General features: G+C 50.9%; 15 protein-coding genes. 12 read left to right on the plus strand and 3 right to left on the minus strand.

From position 1 onward, the window contains the following. Together ACAW75_RS01980 and ACAW75_RS01985 are read left to right on the plus strand one after the other, a co-directional pair. On the plus strand, positions 1 to 1,434 hold the full coding sequence (locus tag ACAW75_RS01980) for an NADH-quinone oxidoreductase subunit N (protein ID WP_370726986.1): 1,434 nt from the start codon (positions 1 to 3) through the stop codon (positions 1,432 to 1,434). Between the two features lie 100 nt (positions 1,435 to 1,534). Next, positions 1,535 to 2,044 (plus strand): GtrA family protein, encoded by a 510-nt coding sequence (locus tag ACAW75_RS01985; RefSeq protein ID WP_370726987.1) that lies wholly within the window; start codon positions 1,535 to 1,537, stop codon positions 2,042 to 2,044. Here the strand turns inward: ACAW75_RS01985 and ACAW75_RS01990 are convergent. Further along, positions 2,041 to 2,403, minus strand: coding sequence for a hypothetical protein (locus ACAW75_RS01990; RefSeq protein WP_370726988.1), 363 nt, complete (start codon positions 2,401 to 2,403; stop codon positions 2,041 to 2,043). The genes ACAW75_RS01985 and ACAW75_RS01990 overlap by 4 nt on opposite strands. 53 nt (positions 2,404 to 2,456) lie before the next feature. Between ACAW75_RS01990 and ACAW75_RS01995 the strand changes: the two genes are divergently transcribed. From ACAW75_RS01995 to ACAW75_RS02030, 8 genes are all read left to right on the plus strand, one after another. After that, a complete protein-coding gene (locus tag ACAW75_RS01995) occupies positions 2,457 to 3,077 on the plus strand; it encodes a SprT-like domain-containing protein (protein WP_370726989.1) in 621 nt (206 codons plus the stop codon). After that, positions 3,074 to 6,520 (plus strand): type IX secretion system sortase PorU, encoded by a 3,447-nt coding sequence (gene porU, locus ACAW75_RS02000; protein WP_370726990.1) that lies wholly within the window; start codon positions 3,074 to 3,076, stop codon positions 6,518 to 6,520. Before ACAW75_RS01995 ends, porU begins: the two co-directional genes overlap by 4 nt. Before the next feature lie 102 nt (positions 6,521 to 6,622). Beyond that, positions 6,623 to 7,852 carry a type IX secretion system outer membrane channel protein PorV gene (porV, locus tag ACAW75_RS02005; protein WP_370726991.1) on the plus strand — a complete coding sequence of 410 codons (1,230 nt, stop codon included), beginning with the start codon at positions 6,623 to 6,625 and terminating at the stop codon, positions 7,850 to 7,852. A gap of 68 nt (positions 7,853 to 7,920) precedes the next feature. Then, entirely contained in the window at positions 7,921 to 9,204 is a 1,284-nt protein-coding gene (locus tag ACAW75_RS02010; protein ID WP_370727099.1) for a M16 family metallopeptidase, read from the plus strand. A gap of 131 nt (positions 9,205 to 9,335) precedes the next feature. After that, the gene (gene plsY / locus ACAW75_RS02015; protein ID WP_370726992.1) at positions 9,336 to 9,983 is read left to right on the plus strand and encodes a glycerol-3-phosphate 1-O-acyltransferase PlsY; all 648 of its coding nucleotides are present in this window, start codon (positions 9,336 to 9,338) and stop codon (positions 9,981 to 9,983) included. A gap of 87 nt (positions 9,984 to 10,070) precedes the next feature. After that, on the plus strand, positions 10,071 to 11,435 hold the full coding sequence (locus tag ACAW75_RS02020; RefSeq protein WP_370726993.1) for a dipeptidase: 1,365 nt from the start codon (positions 10,071 to 10,073) through the stop codon (positions 11,433 to 11,435). A gap of 241 nt (positions 11,436 to 11,676) precedes the next feature. After that, positions 11,677 to 14,841 (plus strand): ligand-binding sensor domain-containing protein, encoded by a 3,165-nt coding sequence (locus ACAW75_RS02025; protein ID WP_370726994.1) that lies wholly within the window; start codon positions 11,677 to 11,679, stop codon positions 14,839 to 14,841. Between the two features lie 233 nt (positions 14,842 to 15,074). Beyond that, complete coding sequence (locus tag ACAW75_RS02030; RefSeq protein WP_370726995.1) at positions 15,075 to 15,743, plus strand: TetR/AcrR family transcriptional regulator; 669 nt, start codon at positions 15,075 to 15,077, stop codon at positions 15,741 to 15,743. A gap of 48 nt (positions 15,744 to 15,791) precedes the next feature. On the opposite strand, the gene ACAW75_RS02035 is transcribed toward ACAW75_RS02030, so the two are convergent. Beyond that, positions 15,792 to 17,837: a kojibiose hydrolase gene (locus ACAW75_RS02035; protein WP_370726996.1), complete on the minus strand. Its 2,046-nt coding sequence runs from the start codon at positions 17,835 to 17,837 to the stop codon at positions 15,792 to 15,794. Positions 17,838 to 18,006: 169 nt separating this feature from the next. Continuing rightward, positions 18,007 to 18,732, minus strand: coding sequence for a hypothetical protein (locus ACAW75_RS02040; RefSeq protein ID WP_370726997.1), 726 nt, complete (start codon positions 18,730 to 18,732; stop codon positions 18,007 to 18,009). A 226-nt stretch (positions 18,733 to 18,958) separates the two neighbouring features. Here ACAW75_RS02040 and ACAW75_RS02045 point away from each other — a divergent pair, with 226 nt between their 5' ends. Both ACAW75_RS02045 and ACAW75_RS02050 read left to right on the plus strand, forming a co-directional pair. Then, positions 18,959 to 20,221: a TolC family protein gene (locus ACAW75_RS02045; protein ID WP_370726998.1), complete on the plus strand. Its 1,263-nt coding sequence runs from the start codon at positions 18,959 to 18,961 to the stop codon at positions 20,219 to 20,221. Between the two features lie 9 nt (positions 20,222 to 20,230). Next, positions 20,231 to 21,310: an efflux RND transporter periplasmic adaptor subunit gene (locus tag ACAW75_RS02050; protein ID WP_370726999.1), complete on the plus strand. Its 1,080-nt coding sequence runs from the start codon at positions 20,231 to 20,233 to the stop codon at positions 21,308 to 21,310. Positions 21,311 to 21,355: the final 45 nt, after the last annotated feature.

A 21,355-nucleotide genomic window follows, 5' to 3' on the forward strand; every position in this document is an offset into this window, starting at 1 on the left:
ATGTTTCCCATCGTTGTCCTTTCTATTTCTGGCATTGTACTGCTGTTTCTGGGCTTCCTGAAGTCGCGGGCTGTTTTGCTGCCTGCCACACTGGCCTGCCTCGTGGTAGCGACTGTAGCCAACTTCTACGACTGGAACAAAACCTATGTCTATTTCAACGACATGCTGGTGATCAACAACCTGGCGATGGTCTTCATTGGGATTGTACTGCTATCAGCGTTTATGGTCGTAGCCTTGTCGAGCAGTTTACTCGACGATGAAGATGCCCAACCCGCAGAATACTATGCAATCATGCTGTTTTCGCTGGTCGGGGCTATTATGATGATCGGCTATGAAAATCTGCTGATGTTGTTTGTGGGTATCGAAATCCTGTCGGTGGCTATGTACATCCTGACTGGTAGCGATAAACGGAACCTGCGCTCCAATGAAGCCGCCCTGAAGTATTTCCTGATGGGTGCGTTTGCAACAGGTATTCTTCTTTTCGGCATGGCACTTCTCTACGGGGCTACAGGTACGTTCACCATCTCGGGGATTGGCAATGCAGTGGGCGGTATGATCAAGGCACAAACTTCACCGCTACTGCTTTACGCCGGTATGTTTATGTTGCTGATTGGTATGCTCTTTAAAGTGTCGGCGGCCCCCTTCCATTTCTGGACCCCCGACGTATATGACGGTTCGCCTACGCTGTTCACCGCCTTCATGTCTACGGTGGTAAAAACGGCGGGATTTGCAGCCCTACTGCGTGTTCTATTGGTCAGCTTTGGTGCTACGGTCGTTTACGGCTACTGGGTTCAGGTGTTAACGGTCGTTACCTTACTGACGCTGGTTATTGGCAACATCACCGCCGTATATCAGACCAGTTTCAAACGGATGATGGCGTATTCGAGTATATCACATGCCGGGTACCTGCTTATTGGTCTGGTAGGTCTGTCACAACAGTCGAACAGCGCCATTGCCTTTTATTCGCTGGCTTACTCGCTTTCGACCATTTCAGCATTTGGCATTTTACTACTCGTTGTAAAGAACCGCCCCCTCAATGACGCCTTCGTTGGTGACCAGGCTACACTGACTCGTCCCGACGAAAGTTATGATGCCTTTAATGGGTTGGCTCGTCAAAATCCGTTACTTGGCTTTATAATGGCCGTAGCCATGTTGTCACTGGCCGGCATTCCATTAACAGCTGGCTTTTGGGGGAAATTTATGTTGTTTTCAACGGCGGTAGACAAAGGGCTGGTGTGGCTTCTTATAGTGGCAGTGCTCATGTCGGCAGTTGGCATCTACTACTATTTCCGGGTGGTAATCGCCATGTATTTCCGGGACGGAAATACGGGTACCATTCGCGTTGCTCCTTTTTATCGCTTTGTACTAATTGCCGCTACGGTGCTGACGATTATACTTGGTATTGCTCCAGGCTTATTTCAGCGGTTGATCTAACCATTCTGTAATTAGCCCGTTTACTCAGTAGATCGGCTTCAAGTAACAGTACAAACGGGGGCTGCGTACTTTTGCCCCAGTAATCAATAATCCAACGAACGTGCAGCCTGTCGAAATCAGCATCGTGCAAACAGAAAAACACAAAGCGCCACGGGAGTTTTTCTCCTTTTTCCTGACGGCTTTGCTCGGTGCCTCGATCAATTTTGTTAGCCGAATTGTATACCGGGAACTGTTTGCTATCGATTATAGCACTAGTGTCCTGTTTGGGTATCTCACCGCCACCGTGCTGACCTTCATCCCTACCAAGCGTTATGCCTTCGCCGCTGGCAACACGGGCAATACGAAACGGGAAGCCATTAAATTTCTGATGATCGCCGCAGTAGCACTGGCCGTACAGGTGTACGTGGCTAAACTGACGCTGGAGTATGTGGCGAATCCTCTCTTCCCTGACCTGTCGAAAATATGGCGGGAAACGGGCTCACACGTGGTTGGTATGGGCTTGAGCTTTTTGGCCAATTTCTTCGGTCATAAGCTGCTTACTTTTCGGAGCACAGGCATGTATGACCGTATAAAGGCTCGGACGGGACGCCAGAACGAAGATGTATTCTAAGGTATTCCTATAGAATTACAATACTGCATTTTTTCAAGATACAACAGGCCATACGAAAATAATCTGCCATCTATATTGCACATTACCAAGATACTACCTAATTTTGCGTTGGAAACTTTAAAGCCACCAAGACTTAGTATCATGAAAAAAGTTATCGCCCTCCTGTTTGTAGGTAGCGTATTGACGCTGGCCGCTTGCGAAAGCAAACCCAAAACTGAAGAAGCGGCTGTTGATTCAACTGCCGTTGTGGCTGACTCGGCTGCTGCTGTTGTTGATTCAGCTGCTGCCAGTGTTGATTCAACCGCTTCAGCATCTGCCGTTGCTCCTGCCGACAGCGCGAAGTAATTCTGTTGCTTCATAGCAACCCGGAAAAAGCCCTATTTTCGTAGGGCTTTTTTGTTTTTATACCTCTGTGCTTCATCAACTCCATCTTCACGTACCTGCGCTTGCCGTTCAGTATTGCCAACAACTACAGCAGCAATTTCCATTTGCGCTCCGAATTGTTAAGCCTAGACGGACCCGTCTGGGCGATTTCCGCGCCATGCCCAATGGCACAACCCATATTACAGTCAATGCTGATCTCAATCCGTATGCGTTTCTGATAACCTACGTTCATGAGGTCGCTCATTGCGCCGTTTATCATACCTTCAAGCGACATGGAAAGCCTCATGGACGTACCTGGCAAACACAGTTCCAGCGCCTAATGAGTCCGTTACTGGTAGAAGCCGTTTTTCCGAACGATGTGCTTATTCCGCTGCGTTACTATATGACACGCCCAGCGGCTACGACCTCAGCCCAGCCCCTGCTCATGCGAGCCCTTCGCCAGTATGACCCCCAAAAGCCTCAGCCCCTTGACGGGGCATGGCAAGCACTTCATCAACTGCCAGAAAGCCAGCTGTTTCACTTTCAGAAAAAAAGATATATCCGGGGTAAGTTACGCCGCACCCGCATCGTTTGTAAAGATGTCCAGTCAGGCCGTTCATATGCTGTACTGGCCGATGCGCTGGTGATGCCAATCCATGAAACTATATGAGCAATGTACAAACTATACTAAACAGCCGTAGTAAGTTATTGAGCCTGGCAGGTGTACGCTGGCTATTGCTTGTACAGTGTATAGTACACATTGTTCAGCCAGTTCAGGCCCAGTCGGTACTTAAGTCCGGTGCATGGTATAAGATCGGGGTACTCGGTACGGGCATCTACCAACTCGATTACACCACGTTAACGGCCCTGGATCCTGCTTTTCGGACGGCCGATCCGCGTAAATTCAGGTTGTATGGCAATGGCGGCGCACCTCTTCCTCAAGCCAACGCAGCCGCTCGTCCGGCCGACTTACTGGAAAATTCCATCCAGGTAACAGGCGAAGCAGATGGCCGTTTCGATGCTGGTGATGTGCTCCGTTTTTACGCGCAGGGGCCTCAGACTAGTACCAAAGACCCAGTTACGGGACGATTCCGGCATCAAATCAATCCGTATAGCGATACTACTTTTTATTTTCTGACTATCGGCTCAGAAACGGGGGCGCGGATCGCCACCCGGCAATCGGTGCCTGCCGCTGGCCTTCCGGTCATCACCACCTTCGATCACTACGCTTATTACGAACATGACACCACAAACCTGATCAATTCGGGGCGGGAATGGTTGGGTGATTATTACGGAACGTACCCACAACAGTTTGTTCCTTTTCAATTACCAGGGCGCGTGGCTGGTGCACCGGCCTACGTAACGCTCTCGGCAGTAGGCGTGTCATTATCTCCGTCAGCTTTTTATGTATCTCTTGACAACACTGTACTGACAAGTGTTACGTTTGAGGCCATCAGCGGCTATCGATTTGCCCCCAGGGGATCGGCCCGAACGGTGACGAGCCAGGTTAGTCTGCCTGCTACATCAGACGAAGTACGATTAACCCTAACGTTTGACCGGCAAAATGGCAGTGGCGCAGTAGCTTACCTCAATTACGTAGCCGTTCAGACGCGGCGGGAAATTCGGCAGTACGACGTCCCCACACTGGTACGGGGCGGACGGGGTACCTACACCGCCAGGCAGGCAACGGGCGATCTGCTGATCTGGGATGTTGTTAACCCATCCACTCCGGTGCAACAGGCCTACACCCTGGCGGGCACGCAAGCGACCTGGGCTACATCGGATACAGCCTCTTTCTACGTCCATACGCCGCAGCAAGTGCGCGTTCCTGCGGCCATTTATCCAGTTGCCAATCAGAACATCCGGGCAGAGGCAACACCAAACCTGCTTATTGTTACTCCCTCAGCCTGGCGCAATGAGGCCGAAAGGCTAGCCCAGTTCCGGCGAACCAATGATAAGCTACGTGTCGTAGTTGTTACAACAGCCCAACTGTATAATGAATTTTCGTCCGGGCAACCTGATGTTACGGCGATTCGGGATGCGGCCCGCTATTTCGCCACAAAACAGCCAGGTACGTTACGGTATCTTCTACTGATGGGCGACGCGTCGTATGATTATCGGGGAAAAACCAAATCGCTGACGCCAGCCGAAACGGGTAATCTTATTCCCACGTATGAAAGCCTTGAATCACTCGATCCGGTGCGTACGTTTTCGTCTGATGACTACTTCGGCTTTTTGAAAGATGAAGATGGCGAATGGCCCGAAACGTATAGCGACAATACACGGCTCGATATTGGCGTGGGGCGATTGGCGGTAAAATCAGCGGCTGAGGCCAGAAACGTAGTCGACAAGCTCATCCGTTATGCCTCCGATAAACGACTGCTTGGCGACTGGCGAACGAAACTGCTGTTGGTTGCCGATGATGGGGACGGAAATATTCATCAGAATGACGAAGACCAGTTAGCTAGTCTGGTCGAGGCTCGCCACCCGGAATTCAGACCAGAGCGGCTGTTTCTGGATGCATTCAAACAGGACACCATCACACTTGCCGGGCAACCCGCTGGCCTGGTCACCGAGCGGGCACCAACCGTTAACAAAGCCATCAACCGATCCATCGACGAAGGGCAGTTATTGATCAATTATGCCGGGCATGGCGGCGAAACGGGTTGGGCGCAGGAACAGATACTGACCGTTCAGGATATTTTGTCGTGGACAAACAGTCGAATGCCGTTATTCATTACGGCTACCTGCGAATTTGGCCGATACGACGACCCCAACGTTGTGTCGGGGGCAGAGCTGGCCCAGCTTGATCGGACCGGTGGGGCCATTGGGCTGCTCACCACCACTCGGCCTGTTTTTGCCAACACCAATTATCTATTGAACGAAGCCTTTTACAAGGCCATCTTTCTGGCGGTTGAAGGCGGTTTACCTCGCCTGGGTGATGTTATGCGTGATACGAAAAACAACAGCATCAGTGGTGTACAGAACCGCAACTTCACGCTCCTCGGCGACCCATCGATGCGCCTGGCTTACCCGCAGCAAAACGTAACATTCACGCGTCTCAACGACAACGTGTTGAATTCTACCCGCACCGACACACTGCGCGCTGGCCAGCGTGTTACGCTCCAGGGCGAGGTTCGTCCGCAAAGTAGCACAGTGGTTTCAACTGACTTTGCAGGTACCGTACGCGTGTTGGTATATGATAAACCGCTCGCGCTGACAACACGAGGTACCGAAAGCAATCCTTTTTCCTACAAAGCTTATCAAAGTCTGTTATTTGCCGGACAGGCTACCGTGCAGCAGGGGCGTTTTCAGGTTAGTTTCACGGTACCCACCGACGTAGCCCCAGCGTTTGGTTTTGGTCGGGTATACGCCTACGCCGTTCGGTCCGATAGCCTCAGCGATGCCGTAGGTGGCTATCAGAACCTGGTGATAGGTGGCGCAGGTACGTTGCCTACCGATACGAAGCCGCCTACCTTGACGCTTACCCTGGCAAATGTTGACCCAGCAGCCACGCAGCCTACGGCTACGGGGCCAACGGTAACCATACGGCTGCAAGTTGCCGATGAAACGGGCATCAACCTGACCCAGACTGCGGCCAATCACGGTCCAACCCTTCAGTTGGATACGTCCACGCCCAGTCGAATTGCTGATTATTTTACGGGTTCGGCAGATGGAAAGCAGGGAGAGTTTGCTATTCCCCTGCGCGATATGGCCCCCGGCAACTATGTAGTCAGAGCACGCGTGTTTGATCTTAACAATAATCTGGCCGAGGCTACGTTGGCATTTGTAGTCACCGACAAGCCTGCACTGACTATTCAACGGTTAGTCGGTGCCCCTAATCCGGTGCAGGACCAGAGCCAATGGCTGTTAACGCATAACCGCCCCGGCCAGCCATTGACCTGGACATGGCGGTTGTTATCGCTCAACGGAAAAAGTTTGCTGGAGCAACAGGGAGCGTGTTATGACTGCGCAGAAACAGTGTCTATTGGTTCGTACAATAAACTGGCATTCCCTTTGCCTATAGGCGTTTATATATTACAAACTGAACTGACTAATCCTGAAACTGGCGAAAAGGCAAAGGCCAGTAGTCGTTTACTTTTTACCAACTGATAGAAACGTTTTTTTTCTACACGCAGAAACCTCGTAATTTTGACAGTCATGCAGTACAGCAGCCCGTTGGCCACCACACTGACAGACCATTAAAACGGATTTATGAATCGTATGTACTTCAGCTTGCTACTTAGCGCAGGCTTCTTCGTAACAAGCTCAGTGGCCGTAGCCCAGGTGACGTCGTTTACTAATCTGGCGGGTCAGGTGCAACGGGTTCCCAACTCGGCCGTGCCCTTTCTGAATTTCACGCCCGATGCCCGGTCGGGGGCACTTGGTGACGCCGGGGTCGCGCTGGATAATCCTGATGCCAACGCAATTTTCTGGAATCCCTCTAAGCTGGTCTATGCAAAGCAGAATGCAGGCGCGTCGGTGTCGTACACACCCTGGCTACGTGACCTCATCGGCGATATGTATTATGGATACTTCTCGGGCTATAAAAAAATAAACAAAAACCAGGTCATTGGCCTATCACTGCTATATTTCGACCTGGGCACGATTGACTTCACGACCAATCAGGGTGTATCGGCCGGGTCGTTCAACTCGCGGGAATACGCGCTAACAGCTAGTTTTTCGCAGAAATTAGCCCGCAATTTCTCGATGGGCGTCAACGTCAAGTACCTCAACTCCAACCTGGGGGGCGGCGTGTCGTTTGGCAGTGGCCAAACACCTATTCAACCTGGTTCAACGGCTGCATTTGATCTTAGCGCTTACTACAACAACTCGATTCGGGATGATGTTACGGGCAAAGGCATTAGCTGGGCGTATGGCGTCATGATCTCGAACCTGGGCGGTCGGATCAACTACGGCAGTCAGGAACGGTATTTTATTCCAACCAACTTCCGGCTGGGTGGTATGTTCACCTACCATGCCGATCAGGTCAATAAATTCAACTTTGTGCTCGACCTGAATAAGCTTATGGTGCCAACCCCGCCAATTTATCAGATAGTAGGTAATCAGAAAGTTATTGTATCGGGTCAAAACCCAAACCGCCCTTACCTAAGCGCTGTATTCGGTTCGTTTGCTGATGCCCCCAATGGCTTCAGCGAAGAATTGAAAGAGATCACTGGTTCGTTTGGGGCCGAGTACTGGTATAACGACCAGTTTGCGGCTCGTGTTGGTTATTTCGGCGAATCGGTTGAGAAAGGTGGTCGGCAGTATGCTACCGCTGGTATAGGTGCCCGGCTTCCGTCACTGGGTGTCGATTTCTCGTACCTGCTGCCCGTTCGTTCAGGTAGCCCATTGGCAAACACCTTTCGGGTAACATTGCTCTTCAATTTCAACAAAAATCAACGGGCCGCTGAAGATTCGGAAACAGCCGACAGCGAGAACTAATTTCGATACGCACAGTTCTTATACCGGCAATCCATTACGGTGGGTTGCCGGTTTTTCATTACCAGATGATATCACTCGACCGCACTCTTGCCCCCGATTACCAACCTGTTCAGGACATCCGTCTTACTAGCGTAGACACCCAACAACTGAGCAACGGAGCACCACTTTACATCGTTGCTTTCGATCAACAGCCAGTTATACGGGTTGAAGTGAACTTCGACGCGGGCGCCTGGTATGAGAACCAGCCAGCTACTTCTTTTTTCGCGTGGAAAATGTTGTCTGAAGGTACCACGTCACGCACGTCGGCCCAGATCAGTGATGCCTTTGACCGGTATGGCGCTTTCCTGGAACTGAACAGTGGTTTTGATCGCGGCAGTCTGGTTGTGTATTGTCAGCCCAAGCATCTTGCCAACGTACTGCCTCTTATGGCGGAACTACTCACCGAGGCAACGTACCCAGAAAAAGAGTTCGAGGACCTGCGCACGATCACGCTGCAAAACCTCAAAGTCAGTTACGAGAAAACCAGTCATCTGGCCAGTGTGCGGTTCCGGCAGAAACTGTACGGCCCTACGCACCCGTATGGCCGTAGCCAGCACCCCGATACCGTAGGTGCGTTGCCCCGTAGCGAAGCTGTAGCCTTCTATAACCAGTACATTCGTCAGCAGCCTTTTCGGGTGTTGCTCGCCGGGCAGGTCACGCTTACGGAAACGGCGCTCGTCAACGACATCCTGGGCCAATTACCTATTCAGGCGAACGTACCCAGCCAGGCGGCAACACCACCGAGTATCCATACCGACACTACTCCTGACCTGATCGAGAAGGCTGGCAGTTTGCAGTCGACCATTCGGTTAGGGCGGGTTCTGTTCAAGCGCGATCATCCAGACTTTTATAAAATGCTGGTCACGAACGAAATTCTGGGTGGGTACTTTGGCTCACGGTTGATGAAAAACATCCGCGAAGACAAAGGCTTTACCTATGGCATTTCGTCAAACGTAGGAGCATTTAGGCAGGCCGGGCAATTTTTGATCGGTACCGACGTAAAACGTGAGTTTACCCAGCAGACCATCGACGAAATCTGGAAAGAAATCCATCGGTTACAGACCGAACCCACTCCTGCCGACGAACTGACGACCGTTCAGAATTACATGGCTGGTGAGTTTGTGGGATCGTTAAATACACCGTTTGAGATTGCCGACCGATATAAACTCATCTTGCTCGATGGTTTACCAGCCGACTTTTTAAGCAGCTACATCAGCCATATCCGGGCCGTGACTGCCGACGACGTGCAACAGATGGCCCAGACGTACCTGACCGAACAAGCGCTGGTGGAGGTGATCGTCGGCGGCAAGTAATCGATAGAGTGACTATTAGGTAACTGAAAAACCCAGTAGATAGCGTTAAGAGGCGTTCATTAGTTTTTTCCTAAATTTGGAGTCAGATCAACAAGTTGTGGTCTGGATCAGCCTTCCTTACGCTCGCGCTAATGACCTTATCTATTGCCCCAGCTGCTTTGCTGGCCTATCTACTGGGATCGATTCCGACAGCCGTTTGGTACGGACGCGCCTTTTTCAACATAGATATTCGTGAACATGGCAGTGGTAATGCCGGAGCGACGAATACGTTCCGGGTGTTGGGGAAACGAGCGGGCACGGTTGTCATGCTTGTCGATGTACTGAAAGGGTTTGCGGCGGCATCGCTGGTTCATATTCTGAGTGCGCTGGGTACGTTATCGCCCGATGAAGTGCTGGGCTGCCAGCTCCTGTTTGGTTTTCTGGCCGTTCTGGGCCATTTGTTTCCTGTTTTCGCCCAGTTTCGTGGTGGTAAAGGCGTAGCCACGCTGCTGGGTATGGCGCTGGCTATCAAACCCGAGGTGGCAGCCATATGCATTGGCGTTTGGCTGTTGGTAGTGATCGCATCGCAATATGTTTCCCTGGGGTCGATTGTAGCGGCTCTCGCTTTTCCGGTTCTGTTGCTGCTTCGGGTGTCGGGGCAGCCAGAAAGCCCCCTCCTGATCGCGTTCGGGTTTGTGATCTTTCTCGTTGTCGTGATCACCCACAAGAAAAACATAGGCCGTTTACTGCACGGCAACGAAAGTCGGACAATCCTCATCAAACGAAATCGAAAGGTGTAACCTGAAGCTGTTAGTCAACGCGGTGATGTGTGTTCGTCCTGACTAACTGGCTATTCAGCACTTCTCATCCTACAAACTGGTACCATTATGCTCTCAACCTACCTGGCTGATAATAAACAACGGTTCCTGGACGAACTGTTCGATCTGATTCGTATTCCATCCGTATCGGCAGATTCCGCTTTTAAAGGCGACGTGCGGCGTGCCGCCGAATTTGTCCGTGATCGCCTTGCCGACGCCGGTCTCGATGGGCCCGAGGTGATCGAAACGCCGGGCCATCCCATCGTTTACGCCGAGAAGATCGTTGACCCAACCAAACCGACGGTGCTTGTTTACGGTCATTACGACGTGCAGCCTGCCGATCCGTATGAACTTTGGGACACACCACCTTTCGAGCCAACAATTCGTAATGAACGCATTTACGCCCGTGGTGCCTGCGACGACAAAGGGCAGTTTTACATGCATATCAAGGCACTGGAAGCCATGCTGGCGACCAACACGTTGCCCTGCAATGTAAAAGTGATGATCGAAGGTGAAGAAGAAGTCGGCTCCGACCACCTGGGCGACTTCGTGGCGGCGAACCGGGAAAAGCTCGCCGCCGATGTCATTCTGATTTCCGACACAAGCATCATCAGCAACGACGTACCTTCGGTAGAGTCGGGCTTGCGGGGCTTGTCGTATGTGGAGGTAGAAGTGGTTGGTCCGAACCGCGACCTGCATTCGGGTGTCTATGGGGGCGGGGTAGCCAATCCGGTGAACGTTCTTTGTGACATGATTGCCTCCCTGAAAGACGCAAACGGCCGAATCGCCATTCCCGGTTTTTATGACACCGTTGTTGATCTGTCTGATGACGAGCGGACCGAGCTGGCCAAAGCTCCTTTCGACCTCGATGAATACAAACGGGATCTGGGCATCGGTGACGTGTTTGGCGAAGCCGGTTACTCGACAAACGAACGTACCTCGATCAGGCCCACATTGGATGTCAATGGTATCTGGGGCGGTTACATTGGCGAAGGCGCTAAAACCGTTCTACCCTCGAAAGCATCAGCCAAAATCAGCATGCGGCTGGTACCCAATCAAACGCCCGACGAGATTACGGCGTTGTTTGCTGCCCATTTCAAGGCTATTGCCCCAGCGTCGGTCACTGTGAGCGTGAAGCCGCATCACGGTGGTTTCCCGTATGTCACGCCAACGGATTCTATCGAGTTCGAAGCAGCAAGCCGAGCGTTTGAGGAAGCATGGGGCAAGAAACCCATTCCCACACGTGGAGGCGGTAGCATACCCATTGTGGCACTGTTTGAGAAAGAATTGGGTATCAAAAGTATTCTGATGGGCTTTGGCCTCGATGCCGATGCCCTGCATTCGCCCAATGAAAGCTACGGCCTCTTCAATTTTTATAAGGGCATTGAGACCATCCCCTATTTCTACAAGCATTACACTGCGCTGAAAGCCTAGGCAGCTACGTACCCAGGCTATCAGCTGTTTCGTTGATGATTAATTGTAAAGCCCTCGCTAAGGAGGGCTTTTTTTAGTACCTGGCTTGCTTGTTGGTAAGCCGTTTTTATACGGGTAGTAGAAATAGCCTATATCACTGGCTTTAGTGTAGTGATTTTTTCGTATAATTCGGTTCAGTAACAAGGGGTTAACAACCTAGGCGATGAGAAAAGCAATTACGCGTACAGCGCGATGGTGGGCTATGGTCCTCCATATTCTGTTGTCGGTAGTTGGTTCTGCGTTCGCAGACCCGTTGCTTCCCCCTATTCATTACCGGATAGACCACATTGGCGTCGATGACGGCCTCACGCAGGGTTCAGTCTATTTCATTCTTAAAGACTCCCGTGGCTTCATGTGGTTTGGCACACAGGACGGTCTGAACTGCTACGATGGTCACCGGTTCCTAACCTATCGCCCCGACGATCGTCGTCCGGGCAGTATTCGGGGGGTGAATATCTTTGGCATCATTGAAGACAAACAGGGTACCATCTGGGTCGGCACTGAAGAAGGCCTAAACCGGTATGATCGCTGGAAGGATCAGTTTACCTGCTTCTATACATCATTGGCAAAGCCTGGAACACGACCGGCCCCTTCCCGTACACTCCCCTTTTTTGCCGACGACAACGAACTACTTTATCTAAGCGACGCTGAAGGGCTGGTGTCGGTGAACTATCGCCTTCGCCAGAAACGAGTACTGCATCCCGCCCTGAAGCCCAGGCACGAGTATGACCTTCAGAGTTCTACGACCCGCACACCGGCGGGCGATATCTGGTTACATGCCTCTGTTGGTTTACTGCGGTATAATTTATCCGAAAAAAAGCTCCACCGTTATTTCAGTGCCCACATAACGAACGAGTTTGGGCAACCAGAAACTGTTTTCTCCTTCCATATTGACGGCGACAACATTGCCTGGATTGGCACTGCCAATGGCCTTGTCCGTTTTGATTATAAATCTGGCCTGTCACGCACTTACGCGGCAGTAGGAGCGGCTAAACTTGGTCCTATTTACAGCCTGTCTGAAGACCAGCAGGGACGTCTCTGGATCGGCACCCGCGAACAGGGCATTTTTTATTTCGATAAACGTACCCGGCTCTTTGGCAACATCGAAAGCCCATCAAACAACATACTGGCCATCAGGCAGTTCGAAATCAATAAAATACTGGTCGATAACCAGGGGATCGTGTGGGCGAATATTGATCCAAACGGGCTGGTGAAGCTGGTCCCTGAGTTGTTCTCTTTCGACGGAATCACTAAAAATTTTCAGCAGAGTCATCTCCCTGCCAATCAACAGTTAACCAATTTCACTATCCGTGGCTTCACTGAACTGGCAGTAACTCCGGCCGATAAGGCCCTGCCAAAGCCGCCGGTCTGGGTTGGTACCGAAACAGGCATTAACGTACTGGATCAGTCGTCGTGGCGGGTACTTCGGCATTATCTGACTACAACACCGCATAGCAATATGCCGATGTATAACCCAATCAAACGCCTCTATCTTGATGCGTACAAACGGATGTGGGTTGGTACGATTGGCGGTGCCTATCTGTTTCATCCGCGCAACGAATCATTTGAATTGCTGGCTTTCCCCGCCGCAAAAACGCGCCCGGCCGATGTAACGGAGAATTTTGCCCGCGACATGATAGCCATAAGCGCCGATACAGTCCTGGCGGCCACCGAAGAAGGCATTTTTCAACTGAGTCTGGCCAACCGCCGCTGGGTCAAACGCGCTGAATTAGCCAATCAAAATCTATTCTCATTTCGGTGGGAACCCCATACGCGCCGCCTGTGGGTGGGAACGTACCTGAACGGCTTCAGCTGCTATCAACTGCCGCCCGACGGATCGGCGGCGCCGTGGCGACGGTTAATGACCGGGTTGGCCAGATTCACGGTTCTTCACATACATGACGATCCGGCGCGGAAGGCTGTCTGGCTTTCTACAGATCGCGGTCTGGCGGCCCTTGATCGTCAAACAAACAAAATAAGGATATATACAGAACGGGATGGTCTGGCCAATTCCTTTGTATACGGTGTCTTACCTGATGCGCAAAACAACCTGTGGCTCAGTACCAACCGAGGTATCGCCCGGTTTGATGTAGCCAACACACAGATCAAAAATTTTGGATTGACTGACGGGCTTCAAGGCCTGGAATTTAATGGGAATGCCCTATTCCGTACGCAAAGTGGTACCCTCTTATTCGGGGGCGTTAACGGATTCAACAGTTGCCGGCCCGAACTATATCGTGGTAGTCGCACCAACCCGGCGGTTCATCTATACAATCTACGTGTGAACGACGAACCGTATGGTACAGACGCCCGCCTGAATGAATCCAACTTATTGCTCGATTACGCCCAGAACACATTCTCCCTTGAGTTTGCAGCTATGGACTACCTCAGCCATAACCGGAATAAGTACTCGTACAGGCTTAGCAATTACGATGCAGACTGGGTGCAGGCCGGCGAAAAGAACTATGTCCGCTATGCCAACGTACCGCCCGGCAATTATGTACTGGAGGTCAGAACGGCGAATAAAGATGGTCAGTGGAGTTACCGGGTACACCGGCTGATCATCCAGATCAATCCACCCTTCTGGCGTACTATTCCTTTTGCATTGCTACTCATCTTTGCCCTAAGCGCAGCCGTGCTAATCTGGGTACGTCGGCGAGAGAACATGCTCCGCGACCGACAGGCCGAGCAGCTTAGATTGGCTTTTGATGTTCAGGAGCAGGTTAAACGGGACATTGCCCGTGACTTACACGACGAGATAGGTACCCGACTAGCCACTTTGAAACTTTACACCTCACAGATTGCCCGTTATGTCAGCAACGATGAAGCGCCACGTACCCTACGTAATGCCATCAACGGCCTGATAAACGATACAATCAGTGACGTACGTGACCTATTGCGTGAACTTAATCCACGCACGCTGGAACAATATGGTTTCGGGCCGGCTCTCGAGGAGTTGCTTGATCGAATCAACGCAACGGGCGCTATTGAAGCACACCTCAACATGGATGATAATTTAACCCGGTTCCCGACCGACACTGAAATCATGCTTTATCGCATTGTTCAGGAATTGATTAACAACACCCTAAAACACGCTAACGCCTCTCAGATAGATATTACCTGCCGGTACCGCGACGATCGGATCTATTTGACCTATGCAGATAACGGGCAGGGATTCAACTACGAGCGCGTCCGGCAGGGGCTGGGTATCGGCAACATAGAGTCAAGGGTGGCTATGCTTCAGGGCGTCATTCAGTGGCAAACAGAACACGAAAAAGGAACGTCAGTGATGATCCTGTTACCGCTACCCTATGCCGACCGAAAGCTACGACCAATTCAGACCTCCATGAAAATTCCAACGTCCTGACTGGTGGGTTGGTGTAGATGTTACTAATCATATACTGTCGTTACTATTCTTAGATTGATCTGTCATTTATTTAGATAATGTATGTTTGATTAAACAAAAGGCATATACATATATAATATCGTGTTAGTTGGCTCATCTTTTACATGTATCCCCTGTTTGGGTACGTTATGTAGTGACCTTACAGAAAAAGGTACGTCTGAGTTACAAAATATCAGCCATTGAGCCTTGTTATTATGGAAAAAGTTAGGAGGAACCGTGCCAAAACAACTCAACGTATTATTGACGCCTTTGAAGAAGTACTAGCAGAACGTGGCTTACAGGATGTAGGCGTAAACCGCGTGGCTGAACGAGCTGGTGTCAGTAAGGTGTTGATCTATCGTTATTTCGGCGGATTGGAAGGCCTAATTGCTCATTACATACGAATGGGTAAGCTTTATCCTAACTTTTCTGAGCCCGTGCTGGAGCAGCTCCGCCCCAATAACGAGGAAGAGCTAAGTCGCTTGTGGCACCGCCAGCTAACGCAACTGTTCCGGCAATTTCGGAACAACAAGGCTAGTCGTGAACTGCTAAAAGCCAATACAATTGAGAGTGATCCTGTTGCCGATATTGCCAGCCAGGTGCAGGATGAAGAGATTACCCGGCTCGTTAAGCAGCTTTCATTTGTTGAAAACGTCGACAACGAAGCGATATCAGCCATTACGGTGGGAGCTATGTCTTATCTGACGCTGATGGCCGATAACAACCGAACTATGGTTGGCATTAATCTACGTAGTGAAGAAGGCTGGAAGCGGATTGAAAACGCCGTGAAACTCATTTACGGGGCGTTGAGCGAAAAGACAGTTCAAACCGAAACAGCCTCCTTTACAAAAGCCGAAAACTCAATAGATATACAGTGGAAATAAGGTCTCGCTGGCAGTTACTACAAATAGGTACTAACTGCCAGCCACCCATCACTTCACAACTATTGTTTTTCGATCAACACCTACCCCTTTGATCGTCAGCGATTTCCACTTTTTAGGAAGGCGACCTTTTAATTGACCAATACCGGCATCGGTGATATCTACACCGCCAAATCCGTTGATAACGGCCTGCAACATCCCACCGGCTCCCGTGGCAAAATACGGATTGGTACCACCCGCTGTTTCAGACAGCACACCGAAGGGAGGCACTTCGTTAGGTTTATAGCTTCTGACAAACCATTCGTAGCCCTTCTCGGGGTCGCCCATCCGCGTATAGAGCGTCGATAAAACAGACCAGCCCATTGCCGGACCATCAGGAGAGTATCTGGGCGCATAGTATGCCAGATCTTTACGAATCTTAGCCTCGTCGTTTACAATCTTTAGTGGGTAGGCCAGCAGGTTCACGTCAGCCTGCTTGATCATCACGCCGTCATAGGTCCGGTTCTCTTTTGTAGTTCCATCCGGGAAGGTCAGAATTGGAACTCCTGCTGCCACAACATTCCATTGCGGATTGGGTGAAAGCCCTAATTCCTGGGCGGCTTTGGTCGCCATGCCCAGTACCGTTTTCACCATGCCATTGGTAAACGCGTTGTCGTCGATATTTTCCTGCCATTCATTCGAACCAATGACGTTGTTTATGTGGTATAACCCATCGGCGCCTTTTTCAACGCGGCTAACCCAAAAGTCAGCTACTTCTTTCAGCATTGGATACCCCCGGGTACGTAGCCAGTCTTTGTCTTTCGTCACCTGATAATACGTCCAGAATGACCAGCCTATACAGCCTGTAATATGGTGTTGAAAAGGCCCGGTAAGTGCCCATACCGGTGTAGCCTCCTGCCCATCCGCGTCAGACTCCCAGGGAAACATTACACCGGTGTAGCCGTGGCTAAACGCATTCTGCCGGGCCATAGACATGCGTTCGTACCGGTATTCGAGTAATGATTTAGCCAGTTCAGGTTTCAGAATTACCAACGGCGGATACATCCATAGTTCGGTATCCCAGAAGACGTGACCGTTGTAACCCAGGCCTGATAAACCCATGGGCGAGAGGCTGTAAGCCGTTCCTTCCCGCGCGAATGAATATAGATGATACAATGCCTGACGAACGGCCCGCTGGGCATCAGGGTCACCATCAATGACAATATCAGACTGCCACAGTTTTTCCCATTCCGCATGGTGGCGGCTTAGCAGCCGCTGGGTACGTTCCAAGGCGGCAAAAATGGTCAGTCGTTCAGCTTCGTTGTGCGGATCGGCCGTATGGGCTGTTGATGAAACAGACCCAACTACACTGAAACGGTATGTTTGGCCGGCCTTTAGTTGTTTTTTAAACTTGGCCAGGTGCATGTTGTAATCCCAGTCTTCGTGGATCACATCGGGCTCCTGGCCGTGTGGCTCTTCAAAAATAAAGGACGTCGAGGCCGCAACTGTATGACGGCCGGTAGGGCTTTTTGCCACCGACGTCAGTAGTCGAATAGTCACATGGGGTCGGTCAATCTCGGAATAGAAGTTCTTTACTTCCTTTAAATTCTCCGGCGATTCCAGCACCGACATGGGGACAATCTCGCAATCCTTCTTGGCGGTAATGTCTACCTGGGTGAGGGCTGAGAAAGGTAAATGGCGTAACGCTAGAACCGTTTGCTTCACGCTGACTTTGTCCTTATAATCGAACGTAGTCGTTAGCGCGGCCTTCTGCATATCAAGCGTTTGGCGGTAGTTGGTAATCGTCCGCTGATCGATCCGCTGCCCATCAACGTCGAGGTTCATGTTGGCAAAGTTGAAGACCTTCAGAATGTTCGATACGCGCCCCCGGCCGTAGGTATCAAACGCGCCGTTGAGCACCACATCCTTCACCTTCATGGGTTCTGGAGACGACACCAGGCCGATCATACCGTTAGCGACCGTGATGCCGTAATAATTGGCCGGGTTGATAGTCTGAGCTACAATTTGCCAGTCGGCTTGTTGGGCCCAACTGGCTGTCTGACACGTGCTGATAATGGCAATTACCAGGCTGACCTGAGTAATCAGGCTACTTCTCATAGAAACTGTTGTTAGTCGAAAATAATAGCAATATAGCGGGATTAAACGTAATCAGGGAAAGAGGAAGCCGTAGAGACGGGCGTTAGCTGTACCCGTGCGTCTGCCAGTTCGCGCAGGCATGGGCAGTTAGCTGCTGTTGAGCTAGTTGCCCTCTTTCGCCTGGCAGACGTTAATCTGGCGAATAAGTCAGCTGAACGATTAAGGCCGATGTACCGTCCTGGTTGCTGCGTTGCCAGCCAATGGCCAGTGGTATGCTTTTCGACAGAAAAACTTCCAGCCCCAGTGCCAGTTGCCCTACGTCGTGCTGGCCCGATATCCAGTCACCGATTACGTGTAGTTTCTGGTATAGTATACCCGCATCAAAACCAGTTTGAAACCCAATGGTGGGCCCATTTCCCAAATACCGGACATGTCCCGTGTAGGCCCCGGCTGTCAGCTTATAGTGGTTCTGATAGAACTCTTTATTGAGGTTAACATACCCATACCCGACAAACCGACGCTGGCTCTTGTTGGGCGTTAAATTATACCCTGCCTGCCCGCCAATACCTATATGGAAACTATGAGGCAGTTTAATAATTTTTTGAGCATTAACCATCAACAGCGGTGCATAGACCCGTTCGCTCGTTGAATCGTTACGGAAAATCTGGCTCTGCGAAGGATAGTAATCCAGATTGAGCAGGTTGGCGCCTATTTCCCAGTCCTTTCCTAATCCATAGTTAAACGTGGTTAGTGAGCGATAATAGTCCTGAATCGAAAACTGTTGTTGAACATTGATCTTGTGGGTTTTAGCTACATCTGATTCAGGTACGTTGAAATAGGACTCTTGCGCAAACAACGTATTTATACTCAGCATAAGCAGGGCTATTAACAGCCAGCAACTGTCTTTTCGTTTCATAAATAGGTGATAGTTAATCTCTCTTTAATACCGAATTCAGTGTCAGTGTTTTTACATTAATCACCTTTTAATTAAAAGTCTGTTTAATAGATGGGATATTTGTAGGGATATGTGAAGTAGTTGTTCGTGCAGAATATACTTATAAAAAGTTTGTTACAGCACCCTGGATTCTGCCTTTTATGGTTCCTGAATTGGTGATCTGGTGCAGCGTTTTTATCCGCTAAACATGATTGGTAAGTTAATCGCCCTTCTTCTGGGCGCTAGTATAACGGTTGCTACAACGGCAGCAGCACAGGATACATTGTCGGTAACGCTGTTTCAGGCTGACAGTCTGTTTTTAAAACAAAACCTTCAGGCGTTGGCCGGTCGATTTCAGATCGATGCGGCGCAGGCGCAGATCGTTCAGGCCCAGCTTTACGAAAACCCGTTTGTTTCGTTTGAATTCAACGCCTTCAATCCAACACTTGGTCAGGCGTTCGATGTGGGCCGAAATGGGCAAAAGGCGATAACCATTCAGCAAACAATTCTGTTGGCAGGCAAGCGCAATAAACGAGTCGCTGTAGCCACGCAGCAGGCCCGGCTTACCGAGCTTCAGTTTGCCGATTTACTGCGTACACTGCGCTTTGACGTGCATAGTCGGTTCTTTTCCGTTTTTTTCACGACGAACACCTTGCAGGTATATGCCCAGCGCCGGGTCCGACTCACCGAAACCATTGCCGCCTTCGAGCGGCAATACGCCAAGTCTAATGTCGCCCTGAAAGAGCTGGTTCGTTTAAAGGCCTTGCTCCTGCAATTGACAAATGACCAGCTGGAGCTTCAGAACCAACTGATTGACCAGCAGCGCGATCTTCGCATTTTACTTCAGACAGCGCAAACAATTCGGCCTGTTCTGGCCCCGCGCGACACAGCCCGTTATAACCAACCCTTGCCTACGTTACAGCGTGCTGTCACCGTCGCCTTTGACAATCGGCCTGATTTGCAGGGGAGTGCGGTGGCGATTCAACAGGCCGATGCCAACGTAAACCTGCAACGGGCGCTGGCTAAACCCGATCTGCGTGTGGGAGCGCTCTATGATCAGAATGCCAGTTATGTGACCAACTATTTGGGCCTTACGGTTGGCATGGACCTCCCCGTCTTCAATCGAAATCAGGGGAATATCCGCTCAGCCATCGCACAGGGGCAGTTTCTTCGACTTGGGCAACGTACCCAGCAGACAATCGTGGAGAATGAGGTGCGCGCATCGCTTGAGCAAATTCAGCAGACGAACGCCGCTTTCCAGAGTATCGACGCTCGTTTCCCGGCCCAATTTGATGAGCTGAGTCAAAACGTGCTTCGGAATTTCGAGAAGGGCAACATTGCGCTCATTGAGTTTGTCGATCTATTTGAAACGTACCTGGAAAATGTCAGACAGCTCAATCGGCTACGGGCTGACCGAATCACCGCGTATGAACAGCTATCGTTTGTATTGGGCACCGACCTTTTTAAGTAACTGTACCGTATGAAACCTATCTTTTTGCTTCTCGTTCTGGCCGCAATTGCCTGTTCAAAAGAACAGAAATTGGCTACTGAAGCGCCTAAAACAGCCTTTGCCCTGACCGATACAATGGCCAGCCGGATCCAGACAGAGGCTGTGAAACCGCTCCCCATCCGCAGCCAGCTTCGGCTCATTGGCCACGTGGTTCCCGACGAAAACCGACTGATCCGGGTGTTCCCCCTCGTTGGTGGCAACGTACGGGATGTACGGGCTGAGTTGGGCGATTTTGTTAATAAAGGCCAAACGCTGGCCGTCATTCAGTCGGGCGAAGTAGCGGGGTACAACAGCGAAGTGGCGCAGGCACAGGCCGAACTCAGACTGGCTCAGAAAAACCTCCAGGTAGCCCAGGATCTGTTTACCGACAAGCTTAGCTCAGAACGGGATGTCGTGGCGGCCCGGAAAGAGGTAGAACGCGAACAGGCCGAATTGGCCCGCCTCCGCGAAGTGCTGCAAATCTACGGGGCCGACAAGCAGTCGCAGTCAGTGGTGAAAGCGCCAATTTCGGGCTATGTCCTGGAAAAGAATATTAACCGGGGTATGCAACTGCGGTCTGACGACGCCAACGCCGTGTTCACTATTTCGCAGTTGAACGAGATTTGGGTCATGGCCAATGTGAACGAGTCAGACATTGGCCGGGTCAAGTTGGGGCTTCCGGCTCAGATACGCACCCTTAGTTATCCCGACAAGGTATTCAGGGGTACTGTCGATAAAGTATACAACGTACTTGACCCAGCCACCAAAACCATGCAGGTACGTATCCGGCTAGCCAATGAACAGATGAAGCTCAAACCAGGCATGAATGCAACGGTCATGCTGGCTTTCGATGAAGGCGGCTCCATGCCGACCATTCCGGCTCACGCCCTGATTTTTGATAAGAACAAACAGTTTGTCATGGTCTACCATGACCGGCAGCATATTGATACGCGTGAAGTAAATGTATACCGTTCGCAGGGCGACATTGCCTACATCCGCAGCGGGCTACAACCCGGCGACAGGGTGATCACTCAGTCGCAATTGTTGATCTACGACGCGCTAAATGATTAAAGAGTGAAAGACTAAAAGAGCGAAAGAGTGACAGGCTTTATTGCC

It is taken from the genome of Fibrella arboris, assembly GCF_041321095.1.
Taxonomy (GTDB): Bacteria; Bacteroidota; Bacteroidia; order Cytophagales; family Spirosomataceae; genus Fibrella; species Fibrella arboris.

What these genes read in the sequence shown, in the direction of transcription:
- ACAW75_RS02030 (WP_370726995.1), top strand. Translation starts at nt 15,075, where the DNA reads ATGGAAAAAGTTAGGAGGAACCGTGCCAAAACAACTCAACGTATTATT.
- porV (WP_370726991.1), top strand. Translation starts at nt 6,623, where the DNA reads ATGAATCGTATGTACTTCAGCTTGCTACTTAGCGCAGGCTTCTTCGTA.
- ACAW75_RS02035 (WP_370726996.1), bottom strand. Translation starts at nt 17,837, where the DNA reads ATGAGAAGTAGCCTGATTACTCAGGTCAGCCTGGTAATTGCCATTATC.
- ACAW75_RS01990 (WP_370726988.1), bottom strand. Translation starts at nt 2,403, where the DNA reads ATGAAGCAACAGAATTACTTCGCGCTGTCGGCAGGAGCAACGGCAGAT.
- ACAW75_RS02045 (WP_370726998.1), top strand. Translation starts at nt 18,959, where the DNA reads ATGATTGGTAAGTTAATCGCCCTTCTTCTGGGCGCTAGTATAACGGTT.
- ACAW75_RS02040 (WP_370726997.1), bottom strand. Translation starts at nt 18,732, where the DNA reads ATGAAACGAAAAGACAGTTGCTGGCTGTTAATAGCCCTGCTTATGCTG.
- porU (WP_370726990.1), top strand. Translation starts at nt 3,074, where the DNA reads ATGAGCAATGTACAAACTATACTAAACAGCCGTAGTAAGTTATTGAGC.
- ACAW75_RS02025 (WP_370726994.1), top strand. Translation starts at nt 11,677, where the DNA reads ATGGTCCTCCATATTCTGTTGTCGGTAGTTGGTTCTGCGTTCGCAGAC.
- ACAW75_RS01980 (WP_370726986.1), top strand. Translation starts at nt 1, where the DNA reads ATGTTTCCCATCGTTGTCCTTTCTATTTCTGGCATTGTACTGCTGTTT.
- ACAW75_RS02020 (WP_370726993.1), top strand. Translation starts at nt 10,071, where the DNA reads ATGCTCTCAACCTACCTGGCTGATAATAAACAACGGTTCCTGGACGAA.
- plsY (WP_370726992.1), top strand. Translation starts at nt 9,336, where the DNA reads ATGACCTTATCTATTGCCCCAGCTGCTTTGCTGGCCTATCTACTGGGA.
- ACAW75_RS02050 (WP_370726999.1), top strand. Translation starts at nt 20,231, where the DNA reads ATGAAACCTATCTTTTTGCTTCTCGTTCTGGCCGCAATTGCCTGTTCA.